At 71.2% G+C, this 19,235-nt stretch carries 17 protein-coding genes; 5 read left to right on the top strand and 12 right to left on the bottom strand.

All coding sequences use genetic code 11. The annotated features are described in order from the left end of the window. Positions 1–95 precede the first annotated feature (95 nt). Genes J2Z30_RS27710 through J2Z30_RS27690 form a run of 5 tightly spaced genes read left to right on the top strand, consistent with a single transcriptional unit; the run spans position 96 to position 5,652 of the window. Positions 96–1,130, top strand: a complete 1,035-nt coding sequence (locus tag J2Z30_RS27710; protein WP_044577818.1) for a sugar ABC transporter substrate-binding protein — start codon at positions 96–98, stop codon at positions 1,128–1,130. A gap of 2 nt (positions 1,131–1,132) precedes the next feature. Continuing rightward, positions 1,133–2,719, top strand: coding sequence for a sugar ABC transporter ATP-binding protein (locus tag J2Z30_RS27705; protein WP_044577820.1), 1,587 nt, complete (start codon positions 1,133–1,135; stop codon positions 2,717–2,719). Further along, positions 2,716–3,750: an ABC transporter permease gene (locus J2Z30_RS27700; protein ID WP_044577823.1), complete on the top strand. Its 1,035-nt coding sequence runs from the start codon at positions 2,716–2,718 to the stop codon at positions 3,748–3,750. Before J2Z30_RS27705 ends, J2Z30_RS27700 begins: the two co-directional genes overlap by 4 nt. A gap of 16 nt (positions 3,751–3,766) precedes the next feature. After that, entirely contained in the window at positions 3,767–4,774 is a 1,008-nt protein-coding gene (locus J2Z30_RS27695; RefSeq protein ID WP_245388520.1) for an aldo/keto reductase, read from the top strand. A gap of 26 nt (positions 4,775–4,800) precedes the next feature. Further along, a complete protein-coding gene (locus tag J2Z30_RS27690; RefSeq protein ID WP_044582151.1) occupies positions 4,801–5,652 on the top strand; it encodes an amidohydrolase family protein in 852 nt (283 codons plus the stop codon). Between the two features lie 339 nt (positions 5,653–5,991). On the opposite strand, the gene J2Z30_RS27685 is transcribed toward J2Z30_RS27690, so the two are convergent. From J2Z30_RS27685 to J2Z30_RS27635, 12 genes are all read right to left on the bottom strand, one after another. Beyond that, the gene (locus J2Z30_RS27685) at positions 5,992–6,663 is read right to left on the bottom strand and encodes a FadR/GntR family transcriptional regulator (protein WP_044577825.1); all 672 of its coding nucleotides are present in this window, start codon (positions 6,661–6,663) and stop codon (positions 5,992–5,994) included. A gap of 148 nt (positions 6,664–6,811) precedes the next feature. Then, the gene (locus J2Z30_RS27680; protein ID WP_044577827.1) at positions 6,812–7,282 is read right to left on the bottom strand and encodes a hypothetical protein; all 471 of its coding nucleotides are present in this window, start codon (positions 7,280–7,282) and stop codon (positions 6,812–6,814) included. 200 nt (positions 7,283–7,482) lie between these two features. Further along, entirely contained in the window at positions 7,483–8,541 is a 1,059-nt protein-coding gene (locus J2Z30_RS27675) for an LLM class flavin-dependent oxidoreductase (RefSeq protein WP_044577829.1), read from the bottom strand. Between the two features lie 27 nt (positions 8,542–8,568). Further along, positions 8,569–10,209 (bottom strand): dipeptide ABC transporter ATP-binding protein, encoded by a 1,641-nt coding sequence (locus tag J2Z30_RS27670; RefSeq protein WP_044577830.1) that lies wholly within the window; start codon positions 10,207–10,209, stop codon positions 8,569–8,571. Then, positions 10,206–11,042, bottom strand: a complete 837-nt coding sequence (locus tag J2Z30_RS27665) for an ABC transporter permease (RefSeq protein WP_044577833.1) — start codon at positions 11,040–11,042, stop codon at positions 10,206–10,208. The genes J2Z30_RS27670 and J2Z30_RS27665 overlap by 4 nt, the downstream gene beginning before the upstream one ends. Beyond that, positions 11,039–11,995, bottom strand: coding sequence for an ABC transporter permease (locus J2Z30_RS27660; protein WP_044577834.1), 957 nt, complete (start codon positions 11,993–11,995; stop codon positions 11,039–11,041). Before J2Z30_RS27660 ends, J2Z30_RS27665 begins: the two co-directional genes overlap by 4 nt. A gap of 85 nt (positions 11,996–12,080) precedes the next feature. Next, positions 12,081–13,685: an ABC transporter substrate-binding protein gene (locus tag J2Z30_RS27655; protein WP_044577837.1), complete on the bottom strand. Its 1,605-nt coding sequence runs from the start codon at positions 13,683–13,685 to the stop codon at positions 12,081–12,083. 72 nt (positions 13,686–13,757) lie between these two features. Then, on the bottom strand, positions 13,758–13,847 hold the full coding sequence (locus J2Z30_RS51785; RefSeq protein ID WP_313884834.1) for a putative leader peptide: 90 nt from the start codon (positions 13,845–13,847) through the stop codon (positions 13,758–13,760). A gap of 119 nt (positions 13,848–13,966) precedes the next feature. Further along, the gene (locus J2Z30_RS27650; protein ID WP_044577840.1) at positions 13,967–15,580 is read right to left on the bottom strand and encodes a glycerol-3-phosphate dehydrogenase/oxidase; all 1,614 of its coding nucleotides are present in this window, start codon (positions 15,578–15,580) and stop codon (positions 13,967–13,969) included. A gap of 3 nt (positions 15,581–15,583) precedes the next feature. After that, entirely contained in the window at positions 15,584–17,131 is a 1,548-nt protein-coding gene (gene glpK / locus J2Z30_RS27645) for a glycerol kinase GlpK (RefSeq protein ID WP_044577843.1), read from the bottom strand. A gap of 33 nt (positions 17,132–17,164) precedes the next feature. Continuing rightward, positions 17,165–17,962, bottom strand: a complete 798-nt coding sequence (locus J2Z30_RS27640; protein WP_044577845.1) for an MIP/aquaporin family protein — start codon at positions 17,960–17,962, stop codon at positions 17,165–17,167. 275 nt (positions 17,963–18,237) lie between these two features. Further along, positions 18,238–19,002: an IclR family transcriptional regulator gene (locus J2Z30_RS27635; RefSeq protein WP_044577848.1), complete on the bottom strand. Its 765-nt coding sequence runs from the start codon at positions 19,000–19,002 to the stop codon at positions 18,238–18,240. Positions 19,003–19,235 lie beyond the last annotated feature (233 nt).

Below are 19,235 nucleotides of genomic sequence, written 5' to 3'. Positions count from 1 at the left end.
CCGCCCGATCGCTTGAGACAACCGCACAATCGCCTCCGCCCGAGGCCGGCACCACCCGCACGACTCGACCCAGGAACGACCAAGGACGGGACTCGATGACGAGACTCCGCACCACCGGCACCGCCGCCTGCGCCGTGCTGCTGGCCGTCGCAGCGCTCACCGGCTGCAACCGAGAGAGCAATGGCGCCGGCGGCGGCAAGGTCGGCATCGACATGCCGCGGACGGACACCGACTTCTGGAACTCCTACCAGCAGTACCTGGAGAAGGGCATCGACAAGGGCACGGTCTCCGCGCTCCCGCTGTCCAACTCGCAGAACGACATCGGCAAACTGGTCGCCAACGTCCAGGCGTTCACCGACCAGGGCGCCAAGGCGGTCATCATGGCGCCCCAGGACACCGGGGCCATCTCCTCCACCCTGGAGCAGCTGGAGGAGAAGAAGATCCCCGTCGTCAGCGTGGACACCCGGCCCGACTCCGGCAAGGTCTACATGGTGGTGCGCGCCGACAACCGGGCGTACGGCACCAAGGCGTGCGAGTACCTCGGCGAGAAGCTGGGCGGCAAGGGCCGGATCGCCGAGCTCCAGGGCGACCTCAGCTCCATCAACGGCCGGGACCGCTCGCAGGCGTTCGCCTCCTGCATGAAGAAGAAGTACCCCGGCATCAAGGTGCATGAGCTGCCCACCGACTGGAAGGGCGATGTCGCCTCCGCCAAGCTGCAGAGCCTGCTGGCCCAGCACAAGGACGTGAACGGCATCTACATGCAGGCGGGCGGCGCCTTCCTGCAGCCCACGCTCGCGCTGCTGGAGCAGAAGCGGCTGCTGAAGCCCGCCGGTTCGGCCAAGCACATCACGATCATCTCCAACGACGGGATACCCGAGGAGCTGGACGCGATCCGCTCCGGGAAGATCGACGCCACGCTCTCCCAGCCCGCCGACCTCTACGCCCAGTGGGCCCTGAACTACGCGAAGGCCGCTCTGGACGGCAAGACGTTCAAACCCGGCCCCACCGACCACGACTCCAAGATCGTCAAGATCGAGAACGGCCTGGAGGACCAGCTCCCGGCGCCGCTGGTGACCAAGGAGAACGTCGACGACAAGAAGCTGTGGGCCAACCAGCTCGAGAAGAAGTGACCATGGCCGAGGCCGAGCAGCCCGCCGTCGTACGGGCCCAGGGCATCGTCAAACGGTTCGGGCCCACCGTCGCCCTGGACCACGCCCGGCTGGCGGTGCGGCCCGGGGAGGCCCATGCGCTCGTCGGGCGCAACGGGGCGGGCAAGTCCACGCTGGTGTCCGTCCTGACCGGGATGGAGCGCCCGGACGAGGGCGAGGTGACCTTCGCGGGCGAGTCCGCCCCCGGCTACGGCGACACCGCCGCCTGGCAGCGCAAGGTGGCCTGCGTCTACCAGAAGTCGATGGTGGTCCCGGACCTGACGGTCGCCGAGAACCTCTACCTCAACCGCTTCCCGGGCGCGGGGCGCATCCGCTGGCGCGCCCTGCGCGAGGACGCCCGCGCGCTGCTGGCCGAGTACGGCGTCGAGGTGGATCCGCAGGCGCGGGCGAAGGACCTCAGCGTCGAGCAGCGGCAGTTCGTGGAGATCGCCCGCGCGCTCTCCTTCGGCGCCCGGCTGATCATCCTCGACGAGCCCACCGCCCAGCTCGACGCGGGCGGTATCGACCGGCTCTTCGCCAAGCTGCTGGAGCTGCGCCGGCAGGGGGTCGCCTTCCTGTTCATCTCGCACCATCTGCAAGAGGTCTACGAACTCTGCGACACCGTCACCGTCTTCCGTGACGCCCGTCATGTGCTGACCGCCCCGGTGGCAGGCCTCCCCAAGGAGGAGCTGGTGGCGGCGATGACCGGGGACGACGGCGGGGCGCCCGAGGGCGACTCCCGGGCCGTCGTCCGCGCCCCCGTCGCCCGTAAGGAGGCCGGCCCGGACGGGGAGCCGGTGCTGCGCACCGAAGGGCTCGCCCTGGAGGGCGAGTTCGACCCGCTGGACCTGGTGGTGCGCCCCGGTGAGGTGCTCGGCCTGGCCGGGGCCACGGCCAGCGGCAACACGGCGGTCGGCGAGACCCTGGTGGGGCTGCGCAAACCGGCCGGCGGGCGGCTGTCGGTGCGCGGCCGGCCGGTGCGCCCCGGCAGTGTGCCGCACGCGATCGACGCGGGCATCGGCTACGTCCCGGAGGACCGGCACGCCCAGGGCCTGGTCCTGGGCCGCAGCGTCGCCGAGAACGCCACCCTGACCGTCACCGATCAGCTCGGGCCCTACGGCACGGTGCTGCCCTCCCGGACCCGCGCCTTCGCCCAGCGGATGATCACCTCCCTGGACATCAAGACCTCGGGACCTTCGCAGCCCGTTTCGGGTTTGTCCGGCGGAAATCAGCAGAAGGTCGTCATCGCGCGGGCGCTGGCCCGTGAGCCCAGCGTCCTGGTCGCGATCCGCCCGACCGCCGGGGTGGACGTGAAGTCCAAGGACGCGCTGCTCGGCGTCGTACGGGACGTGGCCGCGTCCGGGAGCGGCGCGGTCATCGTCTCCGACGAACTGGACGATCTGCGGGTCTGCGACCGGATCCTGGCGTTCTTCCACGGGCGGGTGGTCGCGGAGTTCGGCAGCGGCTGGAGCGACCGTCAGCTCGTGGCCGCCATGGAGGGCATCACGGAGCCGGGCGCCAACGGCACGGCGGGGGACACCGAAGACCGCACAGAAGGAAGGCAGACATGACCGATACCGCACGGCAGCGGACCGCCGAGGCGGTGGCTGACGACCCGGCGGGGGGCCGGCCGCGGATCGACATCGCGCGCTGGCGCGATCTGTCGCTGGTCCCCGTGATCTTCGTCCTCGGGGTGATCGGCTTCATCGTCTCGCCCGCCTTCCTCACCGAGGACAACCTGATCGGCGTCGTCCAGCAGTCCACCGAGCTGGGGCTGCTGGTGCTGGGCGAGGCGCTGATCCTGATCAGCGGGCGGATGGACCTCTCCCTGGAGTCGACCATCGCCGTGGCGCCGGTGATCGCCCTGTGGCTCGTGCTGCCCGAGCACGGGGCGCGGTTCGAGGGCCTGGGGCTGCTGCCGGTGTGGACCGCGATACCCCTGTGCCTGGCGGTCGGGGCGCTGATCGGCGCGGCCAACGGCTTCCTGATGCTCAAGCTGCGCGTCAACGGCTTCATCGCGACCCTGGGCATGCTCACCATGCTGCGCGGACTCCAGGTCGGCATCGCCGAGGGCCAGTCGATCGTCAACGTACCCGAGTCCTTCCGCTACCTCGGCAAGACCGAGTGGCTGGGCGTGCCCGCCGCCGTCTGGGTCTGCCTGGGGCTGTACGCCCTCGGCGGCCTGGCCCTGGGCTATCTGCGGCACGGACGCGCGCTGTACGCGATCGGCGGCAACCCCGAGGCCGCGCGCGCGGCGGGCATCCGGGTGGACCGGATCACCTGGATCGTGCTGAGCGTCGGCGGACTGCTGGCCGCCTTCGCGGGCATCCTGTACACGGGCCACTACGGCTCGGTCGCCGCGACCCAGGGCAACGGCTGGATCTTCCAGGTGTTCGCCGCCGCGGTCATCGGCGGAATCAGCCTCAAGGGCGGCCGCGGAACCCTCTTCGGCGCGCTCACCGGTGTGCTGACGCTGCAACTGGTCGTCAATGTGATGACCCTCGGCGGGGTACCGCCCCTGTGGAACCAGTTCATCAACGGCTCGATCATCATCGTCGCACTGATCATCTCCCGCTACGCCAGCGGCGAGAAGCAGGACTGAGAGCCGGGAGGAAGCCATGGCGGTCGACGGCGGACGGGCACCGAGCGGCCCGCGCGAACTGGGCCACTCGGGGGTGCGCGTACCACCCCTGGGCCTGGGCTGCGCGCCGCTGGCCAATCTCTACGAGGCGGTGCCGGAGGAGCGCGCGCTGGACACCGTAAGGGCGGCGTTCGACACCGGCCTCACCTATATGGACACCGCGCCGCACTACGGCGTCGGGCTGTCCGAGGAGCGGCTGGGGCGGGTGCTGGCCGGGCGCGACCGCGCCGGGTACACGCTCTCCACCAAGGTGGGGCGGCGGCTGCGGCCGCGCGCCCCCGGCGAGCCCGTCCAGGCGGACGGCTTCGCCGACACCCCCGACCGGGTCCGGATGTGGGACTTCACCCGGGACGGCATCCGCGCGAGCCTCGAGTCCTCCCTGGAGCGGCTCGGGGTCGACGCCGTGGACATCGTCTACCTCCACGATCCGGAGGACCACGTCCCCGAGGTCTATGAGACGGCTTTCGCGGCGCTGGCCGAGCTGAAGCGGGAGAAGCTCATCCGGGCCATCGGCTTCGGCATGAACCACAGCGACCTCCTCGCCCGGTTCGTCGCCGACTTCGACGTGGACGTCGTGCTGTGCGCCGGGCGCTGGACGCTGCTGGAGCGCACCGCCTTCGACGATCTGCTGCCGGTGTGCGAGCGGCGCGGCACCTCCGTGGTGGCCGCCGGGGTCTACAACTCCGGGCTGCTCGCCGACCCCGCCCCCGGGGCCCGCTACGACTACCAGCAGGCGCCGCCCGAACTCCTCGCGCGGGCCCGGCGGCTGGCCGAGGTGTGCGCCGAATTCGAGGTGCCGCTGCGGGCCGCCGCGCTGCGCTTCCCCTTCGGCCACCCCGCGGTGGCCGCGGCGGTCGTCGGCTGCGCCTCCCCGGCCGAGGTCCGGGACAATGCCGAGCTGTTCGCCCACGACATCCCCGACGAGCTGTGGCAGGCCCTGGTCCGGCGCGGTCTGCTCGACGACGACATCCCGCTGCCGGTCTGAACCCCTTCAGGAGTGCCCGAGTGCCCTTGCCGCGCCGTATCGACGCCCATCACCACCTGTGGGACCTGAACCGCCGGGAGCAGCCGTGGATGGACGGCGCGTGGGCCGAGCCCATCCGCCGCACCTTCACCCCGGACGACCTCGCCCCGCATCTGGACGCCCATGAGATCGACGCCACCGTCGTCGTCCAGTCCAGCTCCTCCGTGGCGGAGACCCGGGAGCTCCTCGCCCTGGCCGGCGGGTCGGACCGGATCGCGGGCGTCGTCGGCTGGGCCGATCTCACCGACCCCGGAGTGGGCGAGGTGCTCGCGGAGCTGGCCGCCGGGCCCGGCGGCGACCGGCTGGTGGGCCTGCGCCACCAGGTGCAGGACGAGCCGGATCCGCGGTGGCTGGACCGCGAGGACGCCCGCCGGGGACTGACCGCCGTGGCCGACGCGGGGCTGGTCTACGACCTGCTGGTCACCCCGCGCGAGCTGCCCGCGGCCGTGGACGCCGTCCGCGAGCTGCCACAGCTGCGCTTCGTCCTGGACCACGCCGCCAAACCGCCGGTGGCGAGCGGTGAGCGCGACCCCTGGGCGTGGCAGCTGGCCGCGCTCGCGGCCCTGCCGAACGTCGACTGCAAGCTGTCCGGTCTGGTCACCGAGGCCGACTGGGAGGGCTGGAAGCCCGAGCAGGTGCTCCCGTACGCCTGGCATGTGCTGGACGCCTTCGGGCCCGGCCGGGTGCTGTTCGGCTCCGACTGGCCGGTGTGCCTCCTGGCCGCGGCCTACGACGAGGTGGTGGCCCTCGCGGACCGGGCCGCCCTCCGGCTCGGCGAGGACGAGCGCGCCGCCGTCTTCGGCGGCAACGCGGCCCGCGCCTACGGTCTGGGGACCTAAGCGCTCCGCTGAGGTGCCGCGATGTGTCGTCGGCCGACCGCGGCGCCGTCGTGGCTGGTCGCGCCCGCGCGGCGGAGCCGCAGATCGACGCTTTCCCCTACCCGCCCCTTCCACAGCATCGATATGCGGCTCCGCCGCGTGGCTGGGGCTCCGCCCCAGACCCCGCTCCTCAAACTCCCCCAGCTACCGCTGGGAGGTGCCCCCTGGAGGGGCTGGAAGGCGGGGCTTCCCCCGGGGCCGGGGCGAGCCCGCCCCGGACCCGCGGGCGGGGGTCCGGGGCGGGGCCCCAGCGGGGGCCGGGCGGGGGCCGGGCGGGGGCCGGGCGGAGCCCCGGTGGGCTCATAGCGTGGAGCGCAGCCACTGCTCCACGCTCGCGATGTGCACCGTCGCCCAGGACCGTGCCGCCTCCGCGTCACGGTCCCGCAGGGCGGCCAGGATCGCCCGGTGCTCGTGGAGGGTGCGGCTGACCGCGTCCTCCTGCGTCAGACCGCGCCACACCCGGGCCCGGGTGGTGGGCCCGGAGAGCCCGTCGAGCAGCGAGCAGAGCACCGAATTGCCGGAGGACTGGACGATGCCGCGGTGGAACTCCAGATCGCACGCGACCAGCTCCTCCACCGAGGGTTCCTGCCCGAGCGCGTCCAGCTGCTCCTGGAGCCGGTCCAGCTCGGCGTCGCTGATCCGGGTGGAGGCCAGCGCCGTGGCCGCGGGCTCCAGGATCCGCCGCACCGCCAGGAACTCCAGTACCGTGTCGTCGCGGTGGAAGTCCACCACGAAGCTCAGCGCCTCCAGCAGCAGCTGGGGATCGAGGCTGGTCACATAGGTGCCGTCGCCCTGCCGTACGTCGAGGATCCGGATCAGCGACAGCGCCCGGACGGCCTCCCGCAGCGAGTTGCGCGACAGCCCCAGGTCGGCGGCCAGCTCACTCTCCTTGGGGAGCCGGTCACCGGGGCGCAGCGCGCCCGAGACGATCATGCCCTTGATTTTTTCGATCGCCTCGTCGGTGACCGCCATGGTGGACCTCCCCGGGTCAAACATCCGATGTATCAGGTCCATTATGACGTGCTTGGACCGGCGGCGTCTGCCGGGGACGCCGCCGGTCCGCTGTGACCTTCTACCGGGAGGGCCCGAAGACGGGCTCAGAGCCGGTTCATCGGATGGCTCAGAAGGTGAACGGCCCCGGGGACTGGGCCGAGGTGGCGGTGCAGTTCACCGTGATCAGACCGAAGATGACCAGCTTGAGCGACTTGGCCTCCAGGACGTCGCCCGCGGCCACCGTGCCCTTGAGCGGGCCGGTGGTCACATCGGAGCCGGTCGGGATCGCCGGGTTGGAGTTCCCGGTGAAGGTCTTGGTTCCGCCGCCGCTCTTCGACAGCGTCAGCGTCGAACTCACCGAGCCCGCCGGAACGTCGATCGGGGCCTTGATCGCCCCCGAGGACAGGGTGATGGTCGCGGAGGTCCCGCTCTGCGTGGCGGTCAGGGTGGCCAGGCCGGACCCGTACGTCCCGCAGTCCGCCGTGAGGGTGGCGGTCGTGGGGTCGACCGCGGACGCGGTCGGTGCCAGCGCCAGCGCGCCGGCGGCCAGTGCTGCTGTTCCCATTGCCGTGCCGATCCCGAGCTTGAACCGTCTCATGGGATTGCCTTCCGGAGTGGGGGAAAGTGCGGCTGATGTGTGGGGGGTTCCCGCCCGTCATCCACGGGCGATGTCATTGATGCGCGCACCGCCGAAGAAGGCAAGAGCGATTCAGTTGATTTTTAACGCGCGAGTAAGTTCAAAGGCCCCCGCCGATTCGGCCACCAACTGCCCTTCGCGCGCGACGAGTTAGCGAGATTTCAGCTCCAGAGCCCGCTGGGCGCCTCCCGGCGCACCACCGGGGCGATCTCCTCGGCGAACCTCTGCAAGGTCTCGGTCTGCCGGGACCGGCTCAGCCCGATCCCGTCGACCGTGATCGACTGAAGGTCGTGCCGGTAGAGCTCGTGATAGGTGAGGATCTTGTCGATGATCTGCTGCGGGCTCCCGATGAGCTGCGGCCCGTTCTCGATCGCGTCCTCGATGGTGCGGAACGGGGTGTTGTAGCCCGGCTTGTCCGCGAGGTGGGGTTTGAAGTTCTGCCGCACCCGCGCCTCATAGTAGTCCTTGTACTGCTCGACCGCCCGCCGCGTGGTGTCGGCGATGAACAGCCCGCCGGACCCGGCCGCCACATGCGCGGTCGCCGGATCGTGCCCGTACGCCTCGAACCGCTCGCGGTAGTGGCGGATCAGCTCCGCGTACGCCTCGCGCGGCTGGATCGCGTTCGCCGTGAACAGCGGATCGCCGTGTCTGGCGGCCAGCTCGGGCGAGTTGCGGCTGGTGGCCGAGCCGTGCCAGATCCTGGGGAGCCCGTCGTAGGGGCGCGGCACGGTCGTCACCTCCTTCAGCGGCGGCCGGAACTCCCCCTTCCAGGTGACCTTCTCCTCGCTCCACAGCCGCCGCAGCAGCTCGTACTTCTCGGCCTGGAGATCCCACTGCCGGTCCTCGTCGAGGCCGAAGAGGTCGAAGTGCCCGGCCTCCGCGCCCTTGCCCACCACCAGCTCGATCCGGCCCCGGGAGATCTGGTCCAGCGTCGCGTAGTCCTCGGCGACCCGCACCGGGTCCAGGATCGCCACCACGGTCACACCGGTGAGCAGCCGGATCCGGGAAGTGCGGGCCGCGAGCGCGCCCAGCACCACCGTCGGGCTCGAGGACAGGAACGGCCCGGCGTGCCGCTCCCCGACGGCGTACGCGTCGAAGCCGAGCCGCTCGGCGGCCACCCCCGTCTCCACGACGTCCTCGAACCGCTCGGCGGCGGAGGGCAGCTCACCGGTCAATGGATGCGGGGCGTGGCCGATCAGGGACAGTACGGAGAACCTCATGGTGTCCTTCCTCCAGCGTCGGGCGGATCAGGATCGGACGGAGACCGCATGGCGCCCGCCGGGGATCGCGGCGAGCAGTTCCCCGGTGTACGGATGGGAGGGCGAGCCGAAGACCTCGTCCGTCGTGCCCGTCTCCAGCAGCCTTCCGTCGCGCATCACCCCCACCCGGTCGGCGATCTGCCGCACGACGGCGAGGTCATGGGAGATGAAGAGATAGCTCAGCCCCAGATCGCGCTGGAACTCCGCCAGCAGCTCCAGAATGCGCGCCTGCACCGACACATCCAGCGCCGACACCGGCTCGTCACAGATGACCAGATCGGGACTGAGGGCCAGGGCCCGCGCGATGGCCACCCGCTGCCGCTGACCGCCCGAGAGCTCACCCGGTCTGCGGCGCAGCGTGGCCGCGGGCAGCGCCACCCGGTCCAGCAGCTCGGTCGCGCGCCGCAGCCGTGCCGCCCGGTCGCCCACCCGGAAGGCGCGCAGCGGCTCGGTGACGGCGTCGGCCACGGACCGGCGGGGGTCGAGCGAGGAGTACGGATTCTGGTAGACGAGCTGGACGCGGCGGCGCAGCCGGCGCAGCGCCGCGCCCGACAGCGCGGTGATGTCCTGCCCGTCGAACCGGATCCGGCCCTCGGTGGGGTCGGTCAGCCGGGCCACCATGCGGGCCGTGGTGGACTTCCCCGAACCGGACTCCCCGACGAGGGCGAGGCTCTCACCCCGCCGGATCCGGAAGTCCACTCCGTCCACGGCGCGGACCGCCGCCCGGCCGCGCGGCGCGAACACCTTGACCAGGCCCGCCACCTCGACCAGGTCGGCGGCGGCCTCGGGAGTCTCCCGCGGTGCCGCCTCCCGCGTCCGCACCCGCGCCGTCGTCACACTCGGCGCGCTCGCCAGCAGCCGCCGGGTGTACGGGTGGCGGGGCGCGGTGAGGACGTCCCGGGCCGGGCCGGTCTCCACGATCCCGCCCTCCGACATGACCGCGATCCGCCGCGCCCGGTCGGCCGCGACCCCCAGATCGTGGGTGATCAGCAGTACGGCCGTGCCCGCCTGGCGGGTGAGCGTCTCGATATGGTCCAGGATCCGCCGCTGGACGGTGACGTCCAGCGCGCTCGTCGGCTCGTCCGCGATCACCAGCCGGGGGCGCGCCGCCACCGCGATCGCGATGAGCACACGCTGCCGCATGCCCCCGGACAGCTCGTGCGGATACTGCCGGGCCCGGACCTCCGGATCCGGCAGCCCGGCCTGCCCCAGGATCGTCACGGCCTCGGCGGGGGCCGACGCCCGGTCCGCCAGGCCGTGGATCAGCAGCACCTCGGCGACCTGCCGCCCGATCCGCTGCACCGGGTTGAGCGAGACCATCGGATCCTGCGGGATCAGCCCGATGTCGCGGCCGCGCCGGGCTCGCAGTTCCCGCTCTCCGGCGGCGGCCAGGTCCGTACCGTCGAAGAGGATCCGGCCGCCGTCCACCCGCCCGCCGGGCGGCAGCAGACCGATGACCGCGTGCGCGGTGGTGGACTTCCCCGAGCCGGACTCGCCGACCAGGGCGACCACCTCACCGGGGGCGATGTCGAGGTCCACGCCGCGCACGGCGGGCGGGGAGCCGTCGCCGGTGCGGTAGGAGACCTTCAGCCCACGGATCGACAGCAGGGGTGCGGTGGTGGTCGTCATCGGGACGCCTCCTTCGCCTCGCCGTCCAGCGCGCGGGAGACCCGTCCCGCGGCCAGCACGGTGGCGGCGATGGTCAGGCCCGGCAGGGTGGTGAGCCACCATGCCGTGGCGAGGTAGTCGCGGCCGCCGGAGACCAGGGAGCCCCACTCCGGTGCCGGGGGTTCGGCCCCGTAGCCCAGGAAGCTGAGCGCGGAGACGGCGAGCACCACGGTGCCGAACTCGACGGCCGCGTAGACCAGTACGGGCCCGGAGGCGTTCGGCAGCACATGCCGCAGCAGTACCGACAGCGGGCGCGAACCCGAGGACCGGGCCGCCTCGACATAGGTGGCCTCGCGCACCCGCAGCACCTCGGCCCGCATGATCCGGGCGAAGCCGGCCACACTGGTCACGCCCACCGCGACGGCCACCTTGACGGTGCCGAAGCCGAGCGCGGTCACCAGGGCCAGGGAGAGCAGCAGGCCGGGGATGGCGAGCAGGACGTCGGCGATCCGCATCAGGGCGTCGTCGAGCAGCCCGCCCACGTAGCCCGCGGCCAGCCCCAGCGCCGAACCGGCGACCAGGCCCACCGCCACGGCCAGCGAGGTGGCCTTGAGCGAGAGTGCCGAGCCGTGCACCACCCGCGAGAACAGATCCCGGCCCAACTGGTCGGTGCCGAAGAGATGGTGGAGGCTGGGCGCCTGAAGCCGCTCGGCCGGCACCCCCGACAGCGGATCCCGCCCGGTGAACAGGCCGGGGAAGAAGGCCGCCAGGAGCGTCACCACCAGCACGGCCACCGCCACCACCAGACCGGGCCTGCGCACCCAGAACCGCGCGGCGGCGCGGCCGCGGCTCATCGGGTCACCGCCGGGGCCGCGGCGCCGGTGATGCGCGGATCGAGCAGCGGAATGATCAGGTCCACCGCCAGGTTGGCGAGTACGAAGGCCAGGGCGCCGAAGACCACCAGGCCCTGTACCACCGGGATGTCCTGGGCGGTCACGGCGGTGGCGGTGACCCGGCCGACACCGGTCCGGGAGAACACCGTCTCCACGATCACCGATCCCGCCAGCAGATTGCCGACCAGCATTCCGGCCACGGTCAGCGGAGGGGCGGCGGCGTTGCGCAGCGCGTGCCCGAAGTGCACCCGCCGCCGGCTCGCCCCCTTCGCCAGCGCCGTCTCCACATACGGCTCGGCCAGCGCGGTCCGCAGGCTCTTGGCGAAGACCTGCGCGATCACGGCGGAGGCGGGCACGGCCAGGGTGATCGCCGGCAGGATCAGACTCTGGAACCCCTCGTTGCCGATGGCGGGCAGCAGCCCCCAGCGGAACGACACGACCTGGACGAGGATCAGGCCCACCCAGAAGGTCGGCGCCGATACGCCCAGCGCGGGCAGCGACAGCAGGGCCTGCCGCAGCCAGCGCCGCCGGGTGTAGGTGGCCGCCAGGGCGACGCCCGCCCCCACCGCCGTGGCCAGCAGCAGCGCGGCCGAGGTGAGCTGGAGGGTCGCGGGCAGCTGGTCGGCGATCAGCCGGGTGACCGGGTCACCGTTCTGGACGGAGATCCCGAAGTCGCCCTGGAGGGCGTGGAACAGCCGATCGCCGTACTGCTCGATCAGCGGCTTGTCGAAGCCGTAGACCCGCTTCAGCCCGGCGATCTGCTCGGGGCTCACATCGTTGGTGTCACCGCCTCCGGAAGCCATGATCGACACCGGGTCGCCGGGCAGCAGATAGAGCACGACGAAGGAGGTGGTGAAGGCCGCCCACAGCACGAAGACCGCCTGGAGCAGCCGCTGCACAAGGTAGCGCGGCATGGGTTCGCTTCTTTTCGCTCTTCAGAGTTCGGGACGGCGCCGTTCGGACCGGCGCTGTTCGGGACGGCGCTGTTCGGGACGGCGCTCAGGAAAGCCAGGTGTCATGGAACTGGAGCCGGGAGGATGCCTCGAAGTCCAGGTCGTGGACGTTCTTCCCGACGCCGATCACGGTGGTGAGCTCGAAGACCGGTACCTGGTAGCCCTTCTCCAGCACCAGGGCCTGGGCACGGGCGGCGTGGATCGCGCGCTGTGCCGGGTCGGCGGCGGCCGACTGCCGGTCGAGCACGGAGTCCAGCGCGGGGTCGTGCAGCCGGGAGAGGTTGAGGCCCTCGCCGGAGAAGGAGGTGCGCAGGATGTCGGGGTCGACGCGGGTGGTGTTGCCCCAGGCGTAGTCGTAGTCGCCCTTCTGCCGGACCTCGACATAGTCCCCGATGGAATGGGACTTCAGGGTGATCTGGACGCCGATCTTCTTCAGCTGCTGCTGGATCAGCTCCAGCGCGGTCTGGTTGGGGCCGAAGTTGGTGGCCCAGACGACTTTGAGGGAGAGCTTCCGGCCGCCCTTGACGCGGATGCCGCCGGGTCCGGGCTTCCAGCCCGCCTCGTCCAGCAGCTTCCGGGCCCGGTCCGGGGAGTGGCGCAGCCGGTCGCCGAGGTTCTTGTACGCGGTGGTGGTGGACGCGAGCGAGCTGGTGGCCGGCTTGTAGCGGCGGCTGAGGACGGTGTCGACCACCTCCTGGCGGTTCACACCGAGCTGGATGGCCTCGCGGATCTTCGCGTCCCGGGTGAGGGGGCGGCCCGCGTTGACCGTCAGGGCGAACGGCACACCGGGGTTGGCCCGGCTGAGCAGGGTGAACCCGGTGCCCTTCAGCCCGTCTTCGTCCTGCGGGGCGACGCCTCCGATGGCATCGGCCTGCCCGGACTGGAGGGAGCCGGTGCGCACCCCGGACTCGGGGACCACCTTGAAGGAGATTCGCTCCAGATAGGCGGGGCCCTTCTTGCGCCACAGCGACGAGCCCCAGGTGTAGCCCGCGCGGCGGCGTTCCTCGACCGACTTGTTCGGGGTGTAGTCGACGAGAGTGAAGGGCCCGGAGCCGACGATGTGGTCGGTGCAGCGCTTCGCCGCCGGGAGCCGGGTGGTCGACCGGGCCAGCAGACCGAGCGTGAAGGTCGACGTGGCCTGGAGGAACTGCGCGTTGGGCGCCTTGAACCGCACCCGGGCGGTGTCCTTGTCCACCACGGTCGTGGACTCGTACCCGGCCAGATAGCTGGCGCCCAGCACCGACTTCGCCCCGAGCCGCACGATGCCGTCGAAGTTGTCCTTCACCGCGCGGGCGTCGACCGGGGTGCCGTCTTGGAAGGTGGCGCCGCGGCGGAGATGGAAGGTGAAGGTGGTGGCGTCCCTGCTCACCTCCCAGCTCCTGGCGAGCCACGGCACGATCTTCCCCGTCTTCGGGTCCTGGTCGGTGAGGGAGTCCACCAACTGCCGGGCGGGGTAGATCGCGTCGTTGTTGCCCTGCTGCTGCGGGTCGACGCAGATCGGGTCGGACGCGAGGGCGAAGGTCAGATGCCCGCCGGAGTGCGGGGTGGAACTCCCCGTGCCGGACGCGCCGGAGGAGGAGCAGGCGGTGGCGGCGAGGGACAGAGCGGTGATGACACCGAAAACGGCATAACTACGGCGTGAGCCGAGCATGGGGAGGTCTCCAGGCTGAAACGGAACGAAAGAGAGGCGAAAAGAAAAAAGGGCCGGGCGGCGGAGAAGCCGTCAGCGGCCCTGACAGATCGCGCTGGAGACGCGGTGCAGATCGATATGGCGGCGGGCGGTGAGCGAGATGGCGTGCTCCTGGTAGGACATCGCGCGCTCACCCCCTCCTCGAATTGATTGCTGCCTCAAAGTAGCAGTCCGGGCGGCCGGGTGAGAAGACGTTTCCTCTCACCCGGCCGCCCGGACCTGGGAAGGCGGCCCTGCGGGGGTCAGGGTCGCTTGGCCAGCAGATCCTCGACCCGGCTCCGGATGTCCTCGGAGTCCAGGCCGCGGATGGTCAGGGTGGTGCGGCGGCGCAGGACGTCATCCGCCGTGCGCGCCCACTCGTAGTCCCGGGCGTAGACGACCTGCGCCCAGATCTCCGGGGCGTCCGGGTGGATCCGCTCCGCGAGCGCCGGGTCGCCGCCGGCCAGCCGGGCGATGTCGAAGGAGAGCGAGCCGTAGTGGGTCGCCAGATGGCGGGCGGTGTCGGCGGCCATGCGCGGGCCGGGGGTGCCGCCGTCCACCAGCAGCCGGTGCTCGACGGCGTGCGGATTGGCCAGGCCCGGCAGCGGCATGTGCCGGGGCAGCAGCTTGACCGGCTCCATGTCGTCGGCGAGCGGACGGCCCGGCAGCTCGGCCAGCTTCTGCATCACGGTGCGGCCGATGTGGCGGAAGGTGGTCCACTTGCCGCCGGCTATGGAGAGCATCCCGCCCTTGCCCTCGGTGACCACGGTCTCCCGCTTGGCCTTGGCGGTGTCGCCCGGCCCGCCGGGCAGCACCCGCAGCCCCGCGAACGAGTAGGTGATCAGATCGCGGGAGAGCTGCTGGTCGCGGATGGAGAAGGCGGCCTCGTCCAGGATCTGGGAGATGTCCGCCTCGTTGACCGCGACATCGGCCGGGTCGCCCTCGAACTCCTCGTCCGTGGTGCCCAGCAGCAGCATGTCCTCCCAGGGGAGGGCGAAGGTGATGCGGTACTTGTCGATCGGGGTGGCCAGCGCCGCGTGCCAGGGGGAGGTGCGCTTGAGGACCAGGTGCGCGCCCTTGGACAGCCGGATCGACGGCGCCGCGCCCGGGTCCTCCATCCGGCGCAGATGGTCCACCCAGGGGCCGGTGGCGTTGAGCACCAGACGGGCGCCGACCCCGAACTCGGTGCCGTCGGTGCGGTCCCTGAGCTCGGCTCCGGCGACCCGGCCGTCGTTCTTGCGCAGGCCGATGACCTCGGCGTGGTTGAGGACGGTGGCGCCCGCCTCCACGGCCGCCCGGACCGTCATCAGGGCCATGCGGCTGTCGTTCATCTGGCCGTCGCCGTAGACCGCGACCGCCTTGAGGCCCTCGGTGCGCAGCTCGGGGACGTCGCGCGCGGCCCGCTCGGCGCCGATCACATGGCCGACGCCGTCACGGAAGGCGGAGAGCGCCGAGTAGGCGAAGACGCCCGCGCCCAGCTTGGCCGCGCCGTGCGGACCGCCCTTGTAGACCGGCAGGTAGAAGGTGAGGGGGTTGGACAGGTGCGGGGCGACGCTGCGGGAGACCGCGCGCCGCTCGAAGTGGTTCTCCGCGACCAGCTTGACCGCGCCCGTCTGGAGGTAGCGCAGGCCGCCGTGGAGCAGCTTGGAGGAGGCCGAGGAGGTGGCACCGGCGAAGTCACCGGCGTCCACCATCGCCACCCGCAGCCCGGACTGCGCGGCGTGCCAGGCAGTGGTGATGCCCAGGATTCCGCCGCCGATCACCAGGAGGTCGTACGTCGCCTTGGAGAGCTGTTCCCGGGTTTCGGCTCGGCTCGGGTTCGAACCGGCAGCCGGGTGCGTTCCGAGGGAGGACGGAACGCTCTGCAGGGTGGTCATTGATTACTCCTCGTCTTCGATCCAGCCCATGGTCCGCTGCACGGCCTTGAGCCAGCTCTTGTACTCGCGGTCGCGGACGTCCGCGTCCATTCGGGGGGTCCATTCGGCCGCCCGGCGCCAGTTGGCGCGCAGGGCGTCGGTGTCCGGCCAGAAGCCGACGGCGAGACCGGCGGCGTAGGCGGCGCCGAGGCAGGTGGTCTCGGCGACCATCGGGCGCACCACGGGTGCGTCCAGGGCGTCCGAGAGGGTCTGCATCAGGAGGTTGTTGGAGGTCATACCGCCGTCGACCTTGAGCGAGGCGAGCTCGACCTCGGAGTCCTTGGTCATCGCGTCGACGATCTCGCGGGTCTGCCAGGCGGTGGCCTCGAGCACGGCGCGGGCGATGTGCGCCTTGGTGACGTAGCGGGTCAGGCCCGCGATCACACCGCGCGCGTCGGACCGCCAGTACGGGGCGAACAGGCCCGAGAAGGCGGGCACGAAGTACGCGCCGCCGTTGTCCTCGACCGAGCTCGCGAGGGTCTCGATCTCGGCGGCGCTGTTGATCAGGCCCATCTGGTCCCGCATCCACTGCACCAGCGAACCGGTGACCGCGATTGAGCCCTCCAGGGCGTAGACCGGCTTCTCGTCGCCGATCCGGTAGCCGACGGTGGTCAGCAGCCCGTTGTAGGAGTTGACCGGCTTCTCGCCGGTGTTCATCAGCAGGAAGGTGCCGGTGCCGTAGGTGGACTTGGCCTCGCCCTCGGAGTAGCAGGTCTGGCCGAACAGGGCCGCCTGCTGGTCACCGAGCGCGGAGGCCACCGGCACGCCCGCCAGGACGCCCTGGGCCGTGTGTCCGTAGACCTCGGCGGAGGAGCGTATCCGCGGCAGCACGGCGGCCGGGATGTCCATCGAGGTCAGGATCTTCTCGTCCCAGTCCAGGGTGTGCAGGTTCATCAGGAGGGTGCGGGAGGCGTTGGTGACGTCGGTGACGTGCACGCCGCCGTTGACACCGCCGGTCAGGTTCCAGATGACCCAGGAGTCCATGGTGCCGAAGAGGATGTCGCCCGCCTCGGCCCGCTCGCGCAGCCCCTCGACGTTGTCGAGCAGCCAGCGGATCTTGGGACCGGCGAAGTAGGAGGCCAGCGGGAGGCCGGTCTCGCGGCGGAAGCGGTCCTGGCCGACGTTGCGGCCGAGCTCGCGACAGAGGGCGTCGGTGCGGGTGTCCTGCCAGACGATGGCGTTGTGCACCGGCTCACCGGTCTTCTTGTCCCACAGCAGGGTGGTCTCGCGCTGGTTGGTGATGCCGATCGCCTTGACGTCGACGGCGGTGATCTCGGCCTTGGTGATGGCGCCGGCGACCACCTCCTTGACGTTCTCCCAGATCTCGGTGGCGTTGTGCTCCACCCAGCCGGGCTTGGGGAAGATCTGCTCGTGCTCCTTCTGGTCGACCGAGACGATGCGGCCGTCGCGGTCGAAGACGATGCAGCGGCTGGAGGTGGTGCCCTGGTCGATGGCCGCGATGAACGGTCCCTGGCCGTGGGACGAGGCGCTGGTGGTGTGGGTGTCGGTCATGATCTGCTGCTCTCCTGCGAGTGGTGGGGTGGACTAGGCGAAGGCGATCTCGTAGATCCCGCCGGCGATGGCGCCGCCGATGAGCGGGCCGACGACCGGGATCCAGGCATAGCCCCAGTCCGAGCCGCCCTTGTTGGGCAGCGGCAGGAGGGCGTGGGCGATCCGGGGGCCGAGGTCACGCGCCGGGTTGATGGCGTAACCGGTCGGGCCGCCGAGCGAGAGGCCGATGCCGACCACCACGAACGCGGTGATCATGACGCCGATGACGCCGAGGCCCTTGCCGTCGCCGTTGAGCCCCTGGGTGAGGATGGCGAGCACCAGCACGGCCGTGGCGATGATCTCGGTGGCCAGGTTCTGACCGACGTTCCGGATCTCCGGGCCGGTGGAGAAGACGCCCAGCACCGGGCCGGCGCCGGTGGCCTGCTGCTGCCGGTCCGCCGCCACCGTGTCCTGGGCGCCCGGACCGCCGACGATCTCGCGGTCGGTGAGATGGGCGTGGAAGTGGCCGAGGTAGGCGAGCCACACCAGCGAGGCGCCGATCACCGCGCCGAGCATCTGCCCGAGGAAGTAGATGGGCACCTTGTTCCACTCGATGCCGCCCTCGATGGCGAGGCCGACCGTCACCGCGGGGTTGAGATGCGCCCCCGAGAGCGGTGCGGAGATATAGGCGCCGGTGAGCACGGCGAAGCCCCACCCGAGGGTGATGGCGACCCACCCGGCCTCGAACGCCTTGGATTGCTTCAAGACAACGCCGGCGACGACACCGCAGCCGAGCAGAATGAGAACGGCGGTACCGATGGTCTCGCCGATGAAGATGTCGGAGCTGGACACCCGCGACTCCTTTGTCCTTCGTCCAGGGGAAGGCGAACCCCCGGGTCTCTCCGGTGGTCCGCGCCCTCGTGGGAGGGCGTTGGTCGGCCCGCGGCGAGTCCACCATAGCGAATATTGTCGTCAGGTGTTCGACAATGCCGACCGATGAACGGCAGTTTTCTTCACACCGAAGACCCCGTCAAGGGTCGTGTGAAGGAAAAATCGCGCGTATGTGAAAACGTGATGAAGCAGGTCATGCGGGGATATGGGGGCAGATCCACACGCGTTGGCGCGATTCAGAAACGCAGGGCACCCAGGTCCCGGGAGACGGCGCGCGCACAGTCCCGTACGGCGGCCACGAGCTCCGAACGCAGCTCCCCGTCCTCGCACACCCGCTCGACCGCGCCCGTTATCCCCACCGCGCCCACGGGCAGCCGGCGCCGGTCGTGGATGGGCGCCGCGACGGACGCCACGCCCTCCCAGGTCTCCTCGACGTCGCAGCCCCAGCCGCGCGCCCGGGTCAGGTCCAGCACGCCCTCGAACTCGCGCTCCCCGGTCACCGTGCGGGGCGTGAACGTCTTGCGGTCGCCCTCGGTCACCTCGCTGTGCGCGACCGGGTCGTAGGCGGAGAGCACCTTGCCCAGGGCCGTGGAGTGCAGCGGGTGCATGGCGCCGACCTCCAGCACCTGGCGGCTGTCGTCCGGCCGGAAGACATGGTGGACGATCAGCACGCCCTGCTGGTGCAGCACGCCCAGGTACACGCTCTCGCCGCTGGAGCGGGCCAGGTCGTCGGCCCACACCAGGGCGCGGGCGCGCAGCTCGTGCACGTCCAGATAGCTGTTGCCCAGGCGCAGCAGCTCCGCGCCGAGCTGATAGCGGCCGGACGCCTCGTCCTGCTCCACGAAGCCCTCCTGCTGGAGGGTGCGCAATATGCCGTGCGCGGTGCCCTTGGCCAGCCCCAGGGTGGAGGCGATGTCGGACAGTCCCAGACGTCGCTCACCACCGGCGAGCAGGCGTAGCATCGCGGCGGCGCGCTCCAGCGACTGGATATTCCGGGCCATCGCCAACCTCCTGACTGCGGTTCGACAATGCTGAACACTATCGGTCCATGTCGACTGCGTGGTACCTGGTGTCGCGTGTCGGCGATCGACGGACTCGCCGGGGGCCCGATCGGCCGTGGTCATCCCGGCTGATGGAACGACCATCGTGAAATGACCACTGGCAGCTACCCTGGCGTGGTGCGCCGTCCCCAGGGGAGGGCGCAAAGCCGACAGCCGTCGCACTCCAGGGAGCA

It is taken from the genome of Streptomyces iranensis (genome assembly GCF_017874715.1).
Classification (GTDB): Bacteria; Actinomycetota; Actinomycetes; order Streptomycetales; family Streptomycetaceae; genus Streptomyces; species Streptomyces iranensis.
Note: the sequence above shows the minus strand (reverse complement) of the source record. Positions and strands in the feature narration are given on the sequence as shown.

What these genes read in the sequence shown, in the direction of transcription:
- J2Z30_RS27670 (WP_044577830.1), bottom strand. Translation starts at nt 10,209, where the DNA reads ATGACGACCACCACCGCACCCCTGCTGTCGATCCGTGGGCTGAAGGTC.
- J2Z30_RS27710 (WP_044577818.1), top strand. Translation starts at nt 96, where the DNA reads ATGACGAGACTCCGCACCACCGGCACCGCCGCCTGCGCCGTGCTGCTG.
- J2Z30_RS27700 (WP_044577823.1), top strand. Translation starts at nt 2,716, where the DNA reads ATGACCGATACCGCACGGCAGCGGACCGCCGAGGCGGTGGCTGACGAC.
- J2Z30_RS27695 (WP_245388520.1), top strand. Translation starts at nt 3,767, where the DNA reads ATGGCGGTCGACGGCGGACGGGCACCGAGCGGCCCGCGCGAACTGGGC.
- J2Z30_RS27665 (WP_044577833.1), bottom strand. Translation starts at nt 11,042, where the DNA reads ATGAGCCGCGGCCGCGCCGCCGCGCGGTTCTGGGTGCGCAGGCCCGGT.
- J2Z30_RS27635 (WP_044577848.1), bottom strand. Translation starts at nt 19,002, where the DNA reads ATGGCCCGGAATATCCAGTCGCTGGAGCGCGCCGCCGCGATGCTACGC.
- J2Z30_RS27675 (WP_044577829.1), bottom strand. Translation starts at nt 8,541, where the DNA reads ATGAGGTTCTCCGTACTGTCCCTGATCGGCCACGCCCCGCATCCATTG.
- J2Z30_RS51785 (WP_313884834.1), bottom strand. Translation starts at nt 13,847, where the DNA reads ATGTCCTACCAGGAGCACGCCATCTCGCTCACCGCCCGCCGCCATATC.
- J2Z30_RS27655 (WP_044577837.1), bottom strand. Translation starts at nt 13,685, where the DNA reads ATGCTCGGCTCACGCCGTAGTTATGCCGTTTTCGGTGTCATCACCGCT.
- glpK (WP_044577843.1), bottom strand. Translation starts at nt 17,131, where the DNA reads ATGACCGACACCCACACCACCAGCGCCTCGTCCCACGGCCAGGGACCG.
- J2Z30_RS27660 (WP_044577834.1), bottom strand. Translation starts at nt 11,995, where the DNA reads ATGCCGCGCTACCTTGTGCAGCGGCTGCTCCAGGCGGTCTTCGTGCTG.
- J2Z30_RS27650 (WP_044577840.1), bottom strand. Translation starts at nt 15,580, where the DNA reads ATGACCACCCTGCAGAGCGTTCCGTCCTCCCTCGGAACGCACCCGGCT.
- J2Z30_RS27680 (WP_044577827.1), bottom strand. Translation starts at nt 7,282, where the DNA reads ATGAGACGGTTCAAGCTCGGGATCGGCACGGCAATGGGAACAGCAGCA.
- J2Z30_RS27685 (WP_044577825.1), bottom strand. Translation starts at nt 6,663, where the DNA reads ATGGCGGTCACCGACGAGGCGATCGAAAAAATCAAGGGCATGATCGTC.
- J2Z30_RS27705 (WP_044577820.1), top strand. Translation starts at nt 1,133, where the DNA reads ATGGCCGAGGCCGAGCAGCCCGCCGTCGTACGGGCCCAGGGCATCGTC.